This is a genomic window from Pseudomonas sp. PA-1-3F, from assembly GCF_021609665.1.
In the GTDB taxonomy this organism is placed as follows: Bacteria; Pseudomonadota; Gammaproteobacteria; order Pseudomonadales; family Pseudomonadaceae; genus Aquipseudomonas; species Aquipseudomonas paracarnis.
On record NZ_WJZD01000006.1, the window covers coordinates 69,684 to 85,457 of the forward strand.

19 protein-coding genes are annotated in these 15,774 nt (G+C 60.9%); 8 read left to right on the plus strand and 11 right to left on the minus strand.

Features of this window, described 5'->3' with window-relative positions; all coding sequences use genetic code 11:
* Window positions 1-123: 123 nt before the first annotated feature.
* Window positions 124-387 (minus strand): accessory factor UbiK family protein, encoded by a 264-nt coding sequence (locus tag GIV26_RS05755; protein WP_003195432.1) that lies wholly within the window; start codon window positions 385-387, stop codon window positions 124-126.
* 423 nt (window positions 388-810) lie between these two features.
* Between GIV26_RS05755 and glnK the strand changes: the two genes are divergently transcribed.
* The 4 genes from glnK to sutA all read left to right on the plus strand — a co-directional run bounded on the left by glnK (window position 811) and on the right by sutA (window position 3,591).
* A complete protein-coding gene (glnK, locus tag GIV26_RS05760) occupies window positions 811-1,149 on the plus strand; it encodes a P-II family nitrogen regulator (RefSeq protein WP_002555808.1) in 339 nt (112 codons plus the stop codon).
* A gap of 34 nt (window positions 1,150-1,183) precedes the next feature.
* Window positions 1,184-2,521 (plus strand): ammonium transporter, encoded by a 1,338-nt coding sequence (locus GIV26_RS05765; protein ID WP_020302863.1) that lies wholly within the window; start codon window positions 1,184-1,186, stop codon window positions 2,519-2,521.
* Between the two features lie 209 nt (window positions 2,522-2,730).
* Window positions 2,731-3,156, plus strand: coding sequence for a secondary thiamine-phosphate synthase enzyme YjbQ (locus tag GIV26_RS05770; protein WP_034129056.1), 426 nt, complete (start codon window positions 2,731-2,733; stop codon window positions 3,154-3,156).
* 102 nt (window positions 3,157-3,258) lie between these two features.
* Window positions 3,259-3,591, plus strand: a complete 333-nt coding sequence (gene sutA / locus GIV26_RS05775) for a transcriptional regulator SutA (protein ID WP_014720461.1) — start codon at window positions 3,259-3,261, stop codon at window positions 3,589-3,591.
* A gap of 188 nt (window positions 3,592-3,779) precedes the next feature.
* Here the strand turns inward: sutA and GIV26_RS05780 are convergent, their stop codons facing one another.
* From GIV26_RS05780 to lptM, 6 genes are read right to left on the minus strand one after another with little or no spacing between them, the layout of a single operon-like run.
* Window positions 3,780-4,475: an HAD family hydrolase gene (locus GIV26_RS05780; protein ID WP_034129055.1), complete on the minus strand. Its 696-nt coding sequence runs from the start codon at window positions 4,473-4,475 to the stop codon at window positions 3,780-3,782.
* The gene (gene xerC / locus GIV26_RS05785; protein ID WP_236279664.1) at window positions 4,472-5,371 is read right to left on the minus strand and encodes a tyrosine recombinase XerC; all 900 of its coding nucleotides are present in this window, start codon (window positions 5,369-5,371) and stop codon (window positions 4,472-4,474) included. Before xerC ends, GIV26_RS05780 begins: the two co-directional genes overlap by 4 nt.
* 2 nt (window positions 5,372-5,373) lie before the next feature.
* Window positions 5,374-6,090: a DUF484 family protein gene (locus GIV26_RS05790; protein WP_014720458.1), complete on the minus strand. Its 717-nt coding sequence runs from the start codon at window positions 6,088-6,090 to the stop codon at window positions 5,374-5,376.
* A gap of 13 nt (window positions 6,091-6,103) precedes the next feature.
* Window positions 6,104-6,934, minus strand: a complete 831-nt coding sequence (gene dapF / locus GIV26_RS05795) for a diaminopimelate epimerase (protein ID WP_060766884.1) — start codon at window positions 6,932-6,934, stop codon at window positions 6,104-6,106.
* Window positions 6,935-6,937: 3 nt separating this feature from the next.
* Window positions 6,938-8,185 (minus strand): diaminopimelate decarboxylase, encoded by a 1,248-nt coding sequence (gene lysA / locus GIV26_RS05800; protein ID WP_236279665.1) that lies wholly within the window; start codon window positions 8,183-8,185, stop codon window positions 6,938-6,940.
* 14 nt (window positions 8,186-8,199) lie between these two features.
* Window positions 8,200-8,367 carry an LPS translocon maturation chaperone LptM gene (gene lptM, locus GIV26_RS05805; RefSeq protein ID WP_003195417.1) on the minus strand — a complete coding sequence of 56 codons (168 nt, stop codon included), beginning with the start codon at window positions 8,365-8,367 and terminating at the stop codon, window positions 8,200-8,202.
* A 238-nt stretch (window positions 8,368-8,605) separates the two neighbouring features.
* Between lptM and cyaY the strand changes: the two genes are divergently transcribed.
* From cyaY to rnk, 3 genes are all read left to right on the plus strand, one after another.
* Complete coding sequence (gene cyaY / locus GIV26_RS05810; protein ID WP_054896013.1) at window positions 8,606-8,938, plus strand: iron donor protein CyaY; 333 nt, start codon at window positions 8,606-8,608, stop codon at window positions 8,936-8,938.
* Entirely contained in the window at window positions 8,938-9,159 is a 222-nt protein-coding gene (locus tag GIV26_RS05815; RefSeq protein WP_186353363.1) for a DUF1289 domain-containing protein, read from the plus strand. Before cyaY ends, GIV26_RS05815 begins: the two co-directional genes overlap by 1 nt.
* A 131-nt stretch (window positions 9,160-9,290) precedes the next feature.
* Entirely contained in the window at window positions 9,291-9,704 is a 414-nt protein-coding gene (gene rnk, locus GIV26_RS05820) for a nucleoside diphosphate kinase regulator (protein WP_034129049.1), read from the plus strand.
* On the opposite strand, the gene GIV26_RS05825 is transcribed toward rnk, so the two are convergent.
* The 3 genes from GIV26_RS05825 to GIV26_RS05835 all read right to left on the minus strand — a co-directional run bounded on the left by GIV26_RS05825 (window position 9,701) and on the right by GIV26_RS05835 (window position 13,345).
* Entirely contained in the window at window positions 9,701-12,541 is a 2,841-nt protein-coding gene (locus GIV26_RS05825) for a class I adenylate cyclase (protein WP_236279666.1), read from the minus strand. The two genes, rnk and GIV26_RS05825, sit on opposite strands and share 4 nt — an antisense overlap.
* Window positions 12,542-12,710: 169 nt before the next feature.
* Window positions 12,711-12,965: a TIGR02647 family protein gene (locus GIV26_RS05830; protein WP_003195403.1), complete on the minus strand. Its 255-nt coding sequence runs from the start codon at window positions 12,963-12,965 to the stop codon at window positions 12,711-12,713.
* A 95-nt stretch (window positions 12,966-13,060) separates the two neighbouring features.
* Window positions 13,061-13,345, minus strand: coding sequence for a hypothetical protein (locus tag GIV26_RS05835; RefSeq protein ID WP_014720450.1), 285 nt, complete (start codon window positions 13,343-13,345; stop codon window positions 13,061-13,063).
* Window positions 13,346-13,470: 125 nt separating this feature from the next.
* On the opposite strand from GIV26_RS05835, the gene GIV26_RS05840 reads away from it, so the two are divergent.
* Window positions 13,471-14,130 (plus strand): glutathione S-transferase family protein, encoded by a 660-nt coding sequence (locus GIV26_RS05840; protein WP_034129047.1) that lies wholly within the window; start codon window positions 13,471-13,473, stop codon window positions 14,128-14,130.
* Window positions 14,131-14,236: 106 nt separating this feature from the next.
* Here the strand turns inward: GIV26_RS05840 and argH are convergent, their stop codons facing one another.
* Entirely contained in the window at window positions 14,237-15,631 is a 1,395-nt protein-coding gene (argH, locus tag GIV26_RS05845; RefSeq protein WP_236279667.1) for an argininosuccinate lyase, read from the minus strand.
* Window positions 15,632-15,774: the final 143 nt, after the last annotated feature.

The window sequence follows — 15,774 nt, forward strand, 5'->3', positions numbered from 1 at the left end:
TAGAACAGCGTCGGCTATCCGGTCGTCACGGGAGCAAGCTCCCTCGCCACAAGTCCAGCGTCGCCACAGCTGTGTAGATACCTATGGCCATCGCAGGCAAGCCAGCTCCCACACTCACCTTGTTTATTCAGCAGAAGGTGGCGTCAACCGTGCTTCAAGTTCAGCCACCTTCGCCTCCAGGCTCTCCAGCCTCGCACGTGTGCGGGCCAGTACCACCATCTGGCTGTCAAACTCTTCCCGGCTGACCAGATCGAGCTTGCTGAAACCACTCTGTAGCAAAGCCTTGAACTGGCTTTCGATTTCATTGCGGGGCAGCGGAGTGTCGCCGCTGAACAGGCGAGAGGCGTGGCCGCTCAGGGCGTCGAGGAAGTCTTTGGGCGCGAGCATTGGACATATTCCGGAAAACAGTTGGCCGGCAGTGTACCACGCAGCGTCTATAGTCATTTTCACGCCCCGCTGCGCACGGTTTTCGCGCATGGGGGCGGGCGGCTGCGCACTGTTTTGATGCGCATTGCGGCCGCGCAGGCGCCCCGTAGGTGGGCATAAGCGGGCAAAGGATTGATTTCGGTGGTTTTTACGGAGCTGGCAAGGTTTCTGCTTAGACGATCATGACCCATGCACTGATGCAGTCGCTGTGACGAATGCAGTGCGCCGACGGATCCGGGGTACAGGGCTCGTCACCAGTGGTTCGCTGGCGTCGCGACGGCAAATGCCGAGGCGACGATGCGTTACAAAGCCAGGCACTGCGCTTAGACTTGAGACGGGTTTGTTTTCCTGGGGCAAGTCCACCAAATTCGGGAGAGAGTTTTCATGAAGCTAGTCACTGCCATCATCAAGCCGTTCAAGTTGGACGATGTACGCGAGTCACTGTCCGAGATCGGCGTGCAGGGCATTACCGTTACTGAGGTCAAGGGCTTCGGTCGGCAGAAGGGTCATACCGAGCTGTATCGCGGCGCGGAATACGTGGTCGATTTCCTGCCGAAGGTGAAGATCGATGTCGCCATTGACGACAAGGATCTTGATCGGGTTATCGAGGCGATAACCAAGGCGGCCAACACCGGCAAGATCGGTGACGGCAAGATCTTCGTGGTCAATCTGGAACAGGCTATTCGCATCCGTACCGGCGAAACCGATACCGACGCAATCTAAGCCGCCAAACCCCAACGCCCCAGGAGAAAACAATATGACTCTGCGTAAATTCGCAGGGCTCGGAGCCCTGCTGTCCATCGTAATGCCAAGCCTGGCCATGGCGGCAGATGAAGTGGCTGCTCCAGTCCTCAATTCCGGCGACACCGCCTGGATGCTTACCGCCACCGCGCTGGTGCTGTTCATGACCATCCCTGGCCTGGCGCTGTTCTACGGCGGCATGGTCCGCTCCAAGAATATTCTGTCGGTGATGATGCAGTGCTTCGCCATCACTGGCCTGATCAGCATCCTGTGGGTTGTCTACGGCTACAGCATCGCGTTCGATACCACCGGTATGGAACAAGGTGTGGTCAACTTCAATTCCTTCTTCGGCGGCATGGGCAAGGCGTTCCTGGCGGGTGTCACCCCAGCCAGCATCACCGGGCCGGCGGCGCTGTTTCCGGAAGCCGTGTTCATCACCTTCCAGATGACCTTTGCCATCATTACTCCGGCGCTGATCGTCGGTGCTTTCGCTGAGCGTATGAAGTTCTCCGCGATGCTGATCTTCATGGCTATCTGGTTCACCCTGGTCTATGCGCCGATTGCGCACATGGTCTGGAGCGGCAATGGCGGCCTGATGTGGGACTGGGGCGTGCTGGACTTCGCCGGCGGCACCGTTGTGCACATCAACGCGGGTGTGGCTGGCCTGGTGGCGTGCATCGTGCTCGGCAAGCGCAAAGGCTTCCCCACCACCCCGATGGCCCCGCATAACCTGGGCTATACCCTGGTGGGCGCGGCCATGCTGTGGATCGGCTGGTTTGGCTTCAACGCCGGTTCCGCTGCGGCGGCCAACGGCACCGCGGGCATGGCGATGCTGGTAACTCAAATCGCTACCGCAGCTGCGGCCCTGGGCTGGATGTTTGCCGAGTGGATCACCCACGGCAAGCCAAGCGCACTGGGTATCGCCTCGGGCGTGGTCGCCGGCCTCGTCGCCGTGACACCAGCGGCTGGCACCGTGGGCCCGATGGGCGCCCTGGTGATTGGTCTGGTCGCCGGTGTGGTGTGCTTCTTCTGCGCGACCAGCCTCAAGCGCAAACTGGGTTATGACGACTCCCTGGACGCCTTCGGCGTGCACGGTATTGGCGGTATCGTCGGTGCGATCCTCACCGGTGTGTTCGCAGCTCCTGCTCTGGGCGGCTTCGGCACCGTGACCGACATCGCGGCCCAGGTCTGGATCCAGTGCAAAGGCGTGGGCTTCACCGTGATCTACACGGCGATTGTGACCTACGTCATCCTCAAGGTGCTCGACATGGTCATGGGCCTGCGTGTCACCGAAGAAGAAGAGGCGGTCGGCCTCGACCTGGCGCAACACAACGAGCGCGGCTACAACTTGTAACTACGCGAAAAAAACATGCCCGGCTTGCCGGGCATTTTTTTGCCCGGCGTTTGTCTGTGGCTAAAGGTGCATGGGTTTTTTATCGACTTTGTGATGGGATCCACACTGCACTTTTAAGGGTGCAAATGTCTTACAGGCATGAAGGCGTATTAGGCACTTTGTTTTTTCCCAGAGCGCGCTAGAATGCGCGCCGATGGGCGGAGAACTGTATGTGGCAACAGACCCTGATTACCCTGCGGGCCAAGCCCCGGGGCTTTCACTTGGTAACGGACGAGTTGCTTGCCGGCTTGCCTGAATTGAGGGCGTGCCGTGTGGGCCTGTTGCATCTGTGGCTGCAGCACACCTCGGCCTCGTTGACCGTCAACGAGAATGCCGACCCGGCGGTTCGCCGTGACTTCGAGCGTTTTTTCAACCTGCTGGTGCCACAAGGTCGCGCAGGGTTTGAACATAACGACGAAGGTCCGGATGATCTGCCGGCGCACTTCAAGGCCAGTCTGCTGGGCTGCCAGCTGAGTTTGCCGGTCAAGGCCGGCCGCTTGGCGATAGGGACCTGGCAAGGTGTTTATCTGGGCGAGCACCGTGATCATGGCGGTGCTCGTAAAGTCCTCGCCACCTTGCATGGTGAAGGGGCATAAGCCACTGGTGATCCAGTGGATGTTGATTTTTTTCCGGCAACCTCGACAGAGGGTGAAGCTGGGCTATAACTAATCTGCTTTTCGCAAGTCATGAGGTAGAACATGAGCGACGATGATCTGGAACAAGACGACCTCGAAGTAGGTGATGAAGACGACACCGAAGACGGTCTTGAAGTTGCGGCCGAAGACGTTGCTGAGGACGTCGATGACAGTGTTGGCGATGACGCGGCTCCCAAAGCCAAAGGCAAAGCCAAGGCGGCTGTGTCGGTAGACGAGTTGCCGAGCGTTGAAGCCAAGAACAAAGAGCGCGATGCCCTGGCGCGTGCGATGGAAGAGTTCCTCGCTAAAGGCGGCAAAGTGCAGGAAGTCGAGGCCAACGTGGTGGCTGATCCACCGAAGAAGCCGGATAACAAGTACGGCAGCCGACCTATCTGAGGTCTGCCTCCTGCTTGTAAGAAAAAGCCCGCCGTCGCTGCGGGCTTTTTCATGCCTGGAGCAATTTACCGGTTTGCTGCAATACCCTGTGGGAGCTGGCTTGCCTGCGATAGCGGTCTATCTGCGAGCCCTGTGTTGACTGATCCACCGCTATCGCAGGCAAGCCAGCTCCCACATTGGGGTCAGTGTTAGCTCCAGCGACTCAGCAGTGGCGGTAACTCCGTCAGGCTGCGAATCTGCGCATCCGGGCGCTTGTCACCCTCCCAGGCCTTGCCCGTGGGGTTGAACCACACTGCCCGCAGTCCCGCCTGCTGCGCGCCGGCGATGTCATCCCCAGGATGATCGCCCACATGCACTGCCGCGCTGGCATCCACACCGCCACGTTGCAGTGCTTCATGAAACAGCCGTGCATCCGGCTTGGCGATGCCGATATCTTCAGCGCGCAGGGCAAAGTGAAAGTAGTCCGCCAGGCCCACACGCTGCACATCGGCATTGCCATTGGTGATCACGCCGAGCAGGAAGTGCTGGCGCAGCGCCTTGAGCATCGGCTCGGCTTCCGGAAACACGCTGAGTTGGTGGCGTGCGTGGATGAACGCTTCGAAGCAGACATCCGCCATCTCTGTGGCCTCAGGCTGGGGATAACCGGCCTCCTCGAACGCATGCATCAACACGCGATGACGCAGCAGGCTGATACGGTGTTTGAGTTCGGGATGACGCTGCAGCACCTGCTGGCGCAGGCTGGCAAAATGCTCAAGGGGCAGGTCGCCGACCTTGGACGCGTGGGTCGCCAGCCATTCGCGCATCGACGCTTCGGCGCTGATGATGACGGGTACGTTGTCCCAGAGGGTATCGTCCAGGTCGAAGGTAATCAGCTTGATACTCATGAGTCGCCGCCCTTGATGCGTTTGGCCCGTGGATGGGCGCTGTCGTACACCGTTGCCAGGTGCTGGAAGTCGAGGTGGGTGTAGATTTGCGTGGTCTTGATATCCGAGTGCCCGAGCAGCTCCTGCACGGCGCGCAGGTCCTGGGAGGATTCGAGCAGGTGGCTGGCAAAGGAATGACGCAACATGTGCGGGTGCAGATTCTGCCCCAGCTCGCGCTCGCCGGCAGCCTTGACCCGCAGTTGAATCGCGCGCGGCCCCAGGCGCCGGCCTTGCTGGCTGACAAACACGGCATCGTCTGCAGGGTTGGTCAGAAGGCGTAGCGGCAGCCATAGCTGCAAGGCTTCGCGGGCTTTCCTGCCCACGGGCAGTACGCGCGTCTTGCTGCCTTTGCCGAGCACTTGCACCAGGCCATCGGAGAGGTCTAACTGATCGAGGTTCAGGCCCGTCAGCTCCGACAGGCGCAGGCCCGAGGAGTAGAACAGCTCCAGGATTGCCTGGTCGCGATGGGCCAGGAAGTCATCCTCGACGGCACCGTCGAGCAATTGCAGGGCGCGGTCTGTGTCCAGGGTCTTGGGCAGGCGCCGTTCGCCTTTGGGCGGTGACAGGCCAATGGCCGGGTCGTGGTCGCACAGGCCTTCGCGATTGAGGTAGTGATAGAGGCCGCGCACCGCCGATAGCAGGCGAGACAGGCTGCGGGAGGATTGGCCCTGTTGGTGCAACCGGGCGACCAGGCTGCGCAGGGCCTGGATATCCAGGGCCTTCCAACTGCTGACGTGCTGTTTTTCGCAATAGGCCAGGACCTTGTTCAAGTCCCGCCGATAAGCTTCCAGCGTGTGGGACGACACCTGGCGCTCATTGCGCAGGTGAGCGCAGTAAGCGTCCAGTTGCCGCTCCATGATCAGCGCACCGCGCGCAGGGTGGTGGTGTGGCGTGGCAGGACGCGGCCCAGCACTTCGGCGATATAGGTCAGGAACAACGTGCCCACCGAGCTTTTGTAGTGCGCCGGGTCGCGGCTGGCGATGGCCAGTACCCCGTGCAAGCCTTGATGGCTGAGGGCGATAACGGCCGTAGAGCCGATCTGCTTGCGCTGTTCGGCGCCAAACAGGAAGTCCAGCTCATGCTCGCGCAAGGTGCCACTGACGGTCTTGCCTTCGGACAGCAGGCCACCGATGGCCGTCTGCGCTTCGCCACCTGTGACCCAGCGCCCCACCGGCATCGGGTTGTCGCTGAACAGGATCAGGCTGACGAAGGGCACCTGGAAATCCTCACGCAGGCTGTCTTCCACGGCGATCACCGTTTCTTCCAGGCTGGTGGCATCCATCAGGGTCAGAATCAGGCGGCGGGTCTTGTCGAACAAGCGGTCGTTGTCGCGGGCCACGTCCATCAGATGAGAGAGTCGGTGGCGCATTTCAATGTTGCGCTCGCGCAGGATCTTCATTTGCCGCTCCACCAGCGACACGGTATCGCCGCGCTGGTGGGGGATGCGCAGGGCCGGCAGCAGTTCTTCGTGCTCGACGAAGAAGTCCGGATTAGCCTCAAGGTACGCCGCGACAGCAGCGGCCTCCAGGCTTTCACTCGGGGTAGCGTGTGCGGGTACTTGAGGCTTATCGGTCATTAGCTTGGCTCACTCATAGACGGACCTGTCCTTCGTATACACGCGTGGCTGGCCCGGTCATCATCACCGGGTGGCCAGGGCCTGCCCATTCGATGGACAAACGTCCGCCGGGCAGGTCGATCAACAGTGGCGAATCCATCCACCCCTGGCTGATCGCGGCCACGGCAGCGGCGCAAGCACCGGTGCCGCAAGCCTGGGTTTCGCCGGCGCCGCGTTCCCATACGCGCAATTGCGCACGGTTACGGTCGATCACCTGCAGGAAGCCCACATTGACCCGTGCCGGAAAGCGCGGGTGATGTTCGATCTTCGGCCCCAGTTCATGCACGGGGGCGTTATTGATGTCGGTGACCCGCAGCACCGCATGGGGGTTACCCATGGACACGGCGGCGACCTCCACGGTTTTGCCATCCACATCCAGCGGGTAACTGAGGGCCTGCTCGGTGGCCTGGAACGGAATATCCGCCGGCACCAGGCGTGGGGCGCCCATGTTGACGCTGATCTGGCCATCATTGCGGATGTCCAGTTCGATCACGCCGCCCTTGGTTTCGACGCGAATCTGGCGTTTGGCAGTCAGGCGTTTGTCGAGCACAAAGCGCGCAAAGCAGCGCGCGCCGTTGCCGCACTGTTCCACTTCGGAACCGTCGGAGTTGAAGATCCGGTAACGGAAATCCACCTCCGGGTTGCTCGGTGCCTCGACCAGCAGCAACTGGTCGAAACCGATCCCGGTGTGGCGATCACCCCACTGTTTGGCGTGCTTGGGCAGGATGTGCGCGTGCTGGCTGACCAGGTCGAGGACCATGAAATCATTACCCAGCCCGTGCATCTTGGTAAAACGCAGCAGCATGGCTTACTCCGGCAGCAGGCTTTCGCCAGCATACAACTCGGCTACCGTCTCGCGGCGACGCACTTCAAATGCTTGATCACCGTCCACCAGCACCTCGGCGGTACGCCCGCGGGTGTTGTAGTTGGAACTCATGACAAACCCGTAGGCACCGGCCGAATGCACGGCCAGCAGATCACCTTCCTCAAGCGCCAACTCACGATCCTTGGCCAGGAAGTCGCCGGTCTCGCAGATGGGCCCGACGATGTCATAGGCGCGGGCTTCGCTTGTGCGCGGCGTCACGGCGGTGACATCCATCCAGGCCTGGTACAGCGCCGGGCGGATCAGGTCGTTCATCGCCGCATCGACGATGGCGAAATCCTTGTGTTCGGTGTGCTTGAGGTACTCGACCTGGGTCAGCAACACGCCAGCGTTGGCGACGATGTAGCGGCCCGGCTCGAACATCAGCGTCAGGTCGCGGCCTTCGATGCGTTCGCGCACGGCCTGGATATAGTCGGCAATCAGCGGCGGCTCTTCATCGCGATAGCGCACACCCACGCCACCACCGAGGTCGATGTGGTGCAGGTAGATGCCGCACTCGCCCAGGCGGTCGATCAAGGCCAGCAGGCGGTCGAGGGCATCCAGGAACGGTGGCAGAGTGGTCAGTTGCGAGCCGATATGGCAGTCGACACCCAGCACTTCCAGGTTTGGCAGTTGAGCGGCGCGGATGTACACGTCCTCGGCGTCGGCGATGGCAATGCCGAACTTGTTCTCTTTGAGACCGGTGGAAATGTACGGGTGGGTGCCGGCGTCGACATCCGGGTTGACGCGCAGGGAGATCGGCGCGCGAACGCCCATTTCGGCGGCAACGACTTGCAGGCGCTCCAGTTCGTCGGTGGATTCGACGTTGAAGCAATGTACGCCGACTTCCAGGGCGCGGCGTATGTCTTCGCGGCTCTTGCCGACCCCGGAGAAGACGATTTTGTCAGCCTGGCCGCCGGCGGCCAGTACGCGTTCCAGCTCGCCACGGGACACGATGTCAAAACCAGCGCCAAGACGCGCCAGGACATTGAGTACACCCAGGTTGGAGTTGGCCTTGACTGCGTAGCACACCAGGTGCGGCACGCCGTCGAGGGCGTCGGTGAACGAGCGGTATTGAGCTTCGATATGCGCACGCGAGTACACATAGGTCGGGGTGCCGAAGCGCTGGGCAATCGCGGACAAGGCCACGCCTTCCGCGAACAGCTCGCCGTCCCGGTAGTTAAAAGCGTCCATAAGTTTCCCTTAACTTAGTAGGTGTCGTGCTTATGGGCTTTTGACGGCTTTTGCGACGATTGCGCCTGTTCGTTTGGATCTTTGCTGTCATCCGGCAGGTACAGCGGGCCTTTCTGGCCACAGGCACTAACGAGGCAAGCGACCGCGACGAGCGCAGCAAGGGAAGAGATCAGGCGCTTCATGGCGAAATCCTTGAATATGCATTAATTGCGCCCGAGTATACCGACCACCCGCCAGCTTGCCTATGCGCCGCACCACCCGTCCGGCGGGGGTTTGCCGAGACAGTAGGGAAGCAGGCTACGATGCCTGGGGATATTTCGTACCGTCATCCGTGATGAAATCAGTATCCTTTGCAATCGGCGAAGCTCGCCCGTATCGTGCGGCGCTTGAGCAAAACCAGACACTTTTGAGGTTGCCACAATGAGTTTGACCGAAGCCCGTTTTCACGACCTGGTGGATGCCACCCAAGAGAAGCTGGAAGATATTTTCGACGACAGCGGCCTGGACGTGGACCTGGAAAGCTCGGCCGGTGTGCTGACGGTCAAGTTCGAGAGCGGCCAGCAATTGATCTTCAGTCGCCAGGAGCCGCTGCGTCAGTTGTGGCTGGCGGCGCGCTCCGGTGGCGTTCACTTCGACTACGATGAAGAAAGCGGCACATGGCAGTGCGACAAGAGTGAAGAGTTGCTGGGTGAGATGCTCATGCGCCTGGTTCAGGAATACACCGGCGTCGAGCTGGATTTCGACGAGATCTGATGGTGAGTGAGCCTGTAGCCGTACGCCCGCCCAAGCCGCTGTTCAGCAATGTCAGCCCGGCGGTGCCGTCACCTTGTATCAGTTTGTGTCGCCTGGACGAGCGGAAAGTCTGCCTTGGCTGCTTTCGCCATGTGGAAGACATCCGGGAATGGCGCTCTGCCGACGATGCGCGGCGCCGGGTGATCTGCGCCGAGGCCGAGCAGCGCAAGGCGAGCACCTGACGGCGTCTTGTTTATTTGTGTCGCTGTGGTAGTGTCCGGATACACCTCCATTCATCGAGGTCCGTGAGAACCCCGCCTTTTCCTGGCGGGGTTTTGCTTTTTTGTGCAGAAAAAAGGAGTCTGCCTGAATCATGACCACCGCACCGTCCATCATTCTTACCCGTCTTGACGTGCAGCGTCTGGAGCAACTGATCGACCGCTTGGGCGACGAGTTTCCCGGCGTCGAAGCGTTGCAAGCCGAACTCGACCGCGCCGAAGACGTGGTTGGTCACGATGAAGTGCCTGCGGGTGTCGTGACCATGAATTCCAGCGTGCATTGCCGTGAACAAAGCAGCGGCAAGGACTATCACCTGACGCTGGTCTACCCCAAGCACGCGAACGCCGACGAAGGCAAGATTTCGATCATGGCGCCCGTGGGCAGCGCATTGCTTGGCCTGCAAGTGGGCCAGCACATCGACTGGCCGGCGCCTGGCGGCAAGACCCTCAAGCTGGAATTGCTCAGCGTCGAAGGCCAGCCCAAAGATGGCGGCGCCTTCCCGCTCTAAACCTGATCCAAGGCCGCATTGAGTGACTGTTCCAGTTCGGCTTTATAGCGCAGGTACAGATTGCTTGGGCTTTGCACATCACCGAGCAGCCCCGACAGATCCAGGTCAGTGATATAGCCGCGGTAACGCTCGGTTTCCCGACGTTGCCCGACGATCTCCCGGGCGACCACTGCAAACAGCTGGTCGCCAAATTCCAGTTCGGAAAACTCCCGCTGATTGCAGTACAGGGTGATCCCTACCTGGCCTGGCGCGCCTTTACCGATGATGGCCTGCACGTCATAAAACGCCTTGTTGGCCGGGTCTTGCGGGGCCGGCCGTGGCTCCACGCCCCGCGCCCGACCGTTGCCCGATGGCAACAGTTGGTAGTACAGGATCTGTACTTCGCCCGCAGGTTGCTGGGTGTCCAGGGACAATAGCGCTTCCCGACGGTACAGGATCGATTGCAAAAAGCGTTGCAGTGGGGCCAAGAGGCTTTGCTCATCATGAAACGGCAAGCGCTGTTGCCAGAGCGCGTTGAATTCGTCGAGCACATAGACGTCGGCGAAGCCTTCATTGACGCGGTAGAACACCTGCACACACTCGGCTTGGCCCATGGGCAGCAGCAGCGCCAGGTCGTGGTCTTCCAAGGCCATGGCGTCCAGGTGCCACGGGCTATAGCTGACCAGCTCCTCGCTGAGGTAGGCGATCAGCGCGTCCTGGGTCGGCAGTGACACATGGGTGGCCTGGCCCGGTACCAGTTCCATGACGTGATAATGCTGCTGCACCTGGAGCAGGTAGCGATGATTGCCTTGGCCGAGCAGCAGATGCTGCGCGGTGTCGAATACCTCTTCCACCCGCTGGGCAATGAACTGTGCCCGGTTGTGACAAAAACAACGCACTCGCAGGCGTGGCAGATGGTTCGATGGCAATTGGTTGAGATAGTCGCGCAGGCAGTCGAGCAGGGCGTGCGGGCCGTCATAGCGGCTGACCATCACTTCGTTCCAGCTGTTGAGTGTGACTTGGTCCAGGGTCAGCACCAGGTTGTCGCGCACGCCGGCATAGCTCAGGGAGTCGGTGCGCTCCGTGGTCATCAGAATATTCAGGTCGCGATGATGCTTGAGCGGGTCAACCCCGACGTTGATCAGCAGCAGCACCTCTTCTGGCACTGCCGGGCGCAGCAAGCGGACCTCGTCGACACTGGCCAGGGGCAGGGTGATGGTCTGTTGCAGGCTGCCCAGCAGGTTGAACAGCTCGAACTCGGTCATGTCACTGGTGCCGGGGTGCAGCGCCAGGCGGGTGCTGCTGTCGATCACGCCGTTGCGATGGCACCAGGTGAGCATTTCCAGCAGGTCGCGGCTGCGTTTGATCGGTGCAAAGTGTTCCCATTCGAGAGCGGTAAGGTTGCCGTTATACAGGCCCCAATGGTGTTGGCCCGGCTCCTTGCGGTTGGGCGACTGCACCAGAGTCAAGGTATCTTCGGCCAGGTCAGGGGCGATGCCGGGGTTGATGAACTCGACCTTGCCGGCCTTGCGCTCGAACGCCGCGTACAAGCGGCGGCCCAGTACATTGAGTTCGCGCTTATTGACCGCGCTGGCGGTCTGTTCGCTGCGGGTGAACTGCGTGAGGAAGCGGTAGCTGTAGTTCAACTCATTGACCAGAGCGCGGCGCTCGGAGGCGACCTGGCGCACTTTCCATTGGCTGCGGCTGTCCAGCAGGGCCAGTTGGCGCGTGTCCCAGCTCCACTCATGCGCCAGGCGTTCCAGCAGTTGCCGTTGCCAACCGGCGGTGCGCTGGCCGGCGCTGAGCTTGCGGTTGACCTTCAGGTACAGGCTGCGCCGCACCAATTCCAGGCGCTCCAGCTCGTTGCGGGCCTTGAGGTACTCCTCGATACGGCGGTAGACCATGATGTACGGGTCCAACTCATCCAGGTCTACCTGATGGCTGAACACCGCCTGTTTGAAGCGCAGGCTCAGGCAGCGCACGTTCGGGTGTTCGCTTGCGTAGACCTCGGTCAGCAGCAGCTTGAGCACCGACTTGTAGGGCGACTCGATGCCCTTGAACAGTTGCCACAGCCCGGCCCCGATAAACTCCCCTGGAGGAATATGAGCCAGATGGCCGAGGTCGAGGGTTTCATCGGTGCGGATAAAACGCTTGGACACCAGGGTGTGAGTAAATTCGGCGTAGCGGCTTTCTTCGTAGACCGGCACCAGCCACCAGATGGGCGTGCGCCCGGCCAGCCAGATCGCGGTGCGATAGAACTCATCCAACAACAGGTAGTGCTGGGTGGTGCCGCAGTCGTCGGAACTCAGTTGCGTATCGCGATCACCCAACACAAAGCGCGTCGGGTCGATCAGGAAGAAATGCGCTTCGGCGCCCATGCCCAAGGCCCAGGTTTCCAGCAGTTGGCACTTTTTGCGCAGCTCGGCCAGCTCGGTTTCGCTCAAGTCGGGAGCGTGGCACACCCACACGTCCATATCGCTTTGATCGGCCTGGGCCAGGGTGCCAAGGCTGCCCATCAGGAACAAGCCGTGGATCGGCGTAGGCGGGTTGCCGTGGCGCGGTTTATAGGAGAACGAACGGGTCAGGCGCTGGGCATCGGCCAGGGCCTGAGCGTCCGGTTCGAAATTCGACAGCCCGGCCGGCGTGCTGCTAGAGACATAGCCCGGCAAGAGCGGGTGATTGACGTGGAAAAACAGCGGCAACAAGGCCAGCACGCTTTGCTGACGTGGCGTCAGCCCCTCGACGGCCCGGGCCATGCGGCCTTGATTGAGGGTCATGAAACGCGCGCGCAGTTGGGTCAGCACCTTGCGGTCGATGCCTTCGTCCAGATCGGGGCGGATTTCATGGGTGCGGGTCATGTCGAACTCGTTGGCTCGCAGGGCCCGACGCGGGCGGCCATGCAGGAGTTTACAGACAGTAGCGTAGGAGTTTTAGAGGGAAATGGCTTTTTGGCGTCAGAATTCTGTATGCCGCGCAGCAGTGCCCGCGGAATCCGCAGGCGGCGGACTCCATGGGCAGTATCAGGTATCAGGCGGCTTCTTTGGTGCTGGCAGTGGTGAGGATGGTCAGCAGGGTTTGGGCTTGCTCGGCAGCGTCCCGGCCAAGACTCGTCAGGTAGCCCCCGTCCGGTTGGTCGATCAGCCCTTTGGCATGGAGGCGCTTGGCAGCGGCGATGGCAGTGGGGGCGGCAGTCTGATGGACTTTCAAGCCTTCCTTGGTGCTGTCCAAGGGGAAGAGTACAAGGATTTCCAGTTCGGCAACCAACTCAGGGGTATACGACATAAGGACTCCAGACTTTCTAAAATTTATTAGAGGCTAGCAGGCCATAAGGTGAACGCACTTTGCCGAACTGTCCAGCGTGTTGCTGCGTGCCGGGGTTATTCCTTTTCCGGCGGCAGCTCGGGCAGTGCCCGCAGTGCCGTTTCATACCACTCGGTATTGAAGGCGCGGTCATCTTCGAGCATGGCATCGATCTCGAACGCCAGCACGTGAGCCATCAGATTCAGGATATCTTCGCGCTCGTAACCCACCAGGGTCAGTTTGTTGAACGTAGCCTTGGCCGCTGGCGGGTTATCGCTCTCGATCTGGTTCTCGATGGCTTCGATCAGCGTGGTCTCGGTGAATTCTTCTTCGTCGTTGTCGATATCGGTCGGCTCGCTCATGGCAGGCTCCTCAAGGAAAGGGCGTCAGTCTACCCCCATTCAGGTGGGTGATGCTGCTGGTCAGGGTGCCCTCAAGGATCTATAACTCTTGCAGCCAACCCCACACCCGGCCTGGAGGCTTTGCGATGCTCAAGCTTTACGGATTTTCGGTCAGCAACTACTACAACATGGTCAAGCTGGCGCTGTTGGAGAAAGGACTGCCCTTCGAAGAAGTGCCTTTTTACGCCGGGCAAACCCCCGAAGCTTTGGCGGTCAGCCCCCGCGGCAAAGTGCCCGTGCTGGGTGTGAAGCAGGGGTTCATCAACGAAACCAGCGTCATCCTCGAATACCTCGAGCAGAGCCAGGAAGGCCCGGCGCTGTTGCCCGCCGACCCGTTTGCGCGGGCTCAGGTGTTGGCGTTGTGCCGTGAGATCGAGCTGTACATCGAACTGCCTGCGCGGGCGTGTTACGCCGAGGCTTTTTTCGGCATGACGGTGCCGGAGGCGATCAAGGAAAAATCCAGGGCCGAGCTGCTGCTTGGGATGGGTACGTTAGGCCGGCACGGTAAGTTTGCGCCTTATGTGGCAGGTGAGAGCTTCACCCTCGCGGACCTGTATTTCATGTACAGCCTCAGCCTGGCCTGCGGTGTGGGCGAAAAGCTGTTTGGGCTGGACCTGCTGGAGCAGTTGCCGAAGGCGAAGGCATTGTTGGCGCGCCTGAATGAGATGCCCAATGCGCAGAAGGTAGAGGCGGACAGGCAGGCGGCGATGCCGGCGTTCATGGCGATGATTGCGGCCAAGAAATAGAGTCGCTTTTGTGGCGAGGGAGCTTGCTCCCGCTGGAGTGCGAAGCGCTCCCAAGATTTTGGGGCCGCTGCGCAGCCCAGCGGGAGCAAGCTCCCTCGCCACAGTTTTAGCGGCTGGCGAGCAATGCCTTGCCGCGCACGACCGCCGCCTTGACCTGTGCCGGCGCAGTGCCGCCCACATGGTTACGGGCATTCACCGAGCCTTCCAGGGTCAGCACGGCAAACACATCCTGCTCGATCTGGTCGCTGAACTGGCGCAGTTCTTCCAGGCTCATTTCCGCAAGGTCCTTGCCGGTGTCCACACCGTACTTCACGGCGTGGCCAACGATTTCGTGGCAGTCACGGAACGGCAGGCCACGGCGCACCAGGTAGTCCGCCAGGTCGGTCGCGGTGGAGAATCCGCGCAGTGCCGCTTCACGCATGATCGCGTGCTTGGGCTTGATCGCCGGGATCATGTCGGCAAAGGCGCGCAGCGAGTCGCGCAGGGTGTCGGCGGCGTCGAAGAGCGGTTCCTTGTCTTCCTGGTTGTCCTTGTTGTAGGCCAGTGGTTGGCCTTTCATCAGGGTCAGCAGGCCCATCAGCGCGCCAAACACACGGCCGCTCTTGCCACGCACCAGCTCTGGCACGTCGGGGTTTTTCTTTTGCGGCATGATCGAGCTGCCGGTGCAGAAGCGGTCTGGCAGGTCGATGAACTGGAATTGCGCGCTGGTCCATAGCACCAGCTCTTCGGAGAAGCGCGACAGGTGCATCATCGCGATGCTGGCGGCGGCGCAGAATTCAATGGCGAAGTCACGGTCCGACACGCCGTCCAAAGAATTGCCGCCCACGGCGTCAAAGCCCAGCAGTTGTGCGGTGTACTCACGGTCGATCGGGTAGGTGGTGCCGGCCAGTGCAGCGCTGCCCAGCGGCATGCGGTTGGCGCGCTTGCGGCAATCGACCAGGCGTTCGTAGTCGCGGCTGAGCATTTCGAACCAGGCCAGCAGGTGGTGGCTGAAGGTCACGGGTTGTGCGGTCTGCAGGTGGGTGAAGCCGGGCATGATGGTGTCCGATTCACGCTCGGCCTGCTCCAGCAAGCCTTTTTGCAGGCGGGTGATTTCGCCCAGGATCAGGTCGATCTCATCGCGCAGCCATAGGCGGATATCGGTGGCGACCTGGTCGTTACGGCTACGGCCGGTGTGCAGTTTTTTGCCGGTCACGCCGATGCGATCAGTGAGGCGTGCCTCGATGTTCATGTGCACGTCTTCGAGGTCTACGCGCCAGTCGAACGTCCCTGCCTCGATCTCACCGCGGATGGTGGTCAGGCCGTCGATAATGCTGTCACGCTCGGCGTCGGTCAGCACGCCGACCTTGGCCAGCATCGTAGCGTGGGCGATGGAGCCCATGATGTCGTGGCGGTACAGGCGTTGATCGAAGGTGACGGAGGCGGTGAAGCGCGCGACGAAGGCGTCGACGGGTTCACTGAAGCGGCCGCCCCAGGACTGGTTGGTCTTGTCGGTGCTCATGGATTCGCTCGTGATCTGCTTAAAAGAGGCATGAAGGTGTGCAGGCGATCATAACAGGGTTGCCCGTGGAGGCGGTGCTGCGGGTGGTCGGCAATTTTTTTGTGTAAGAGATGGCTAAGTGCCTTGCCGCCGACCGCATCCAG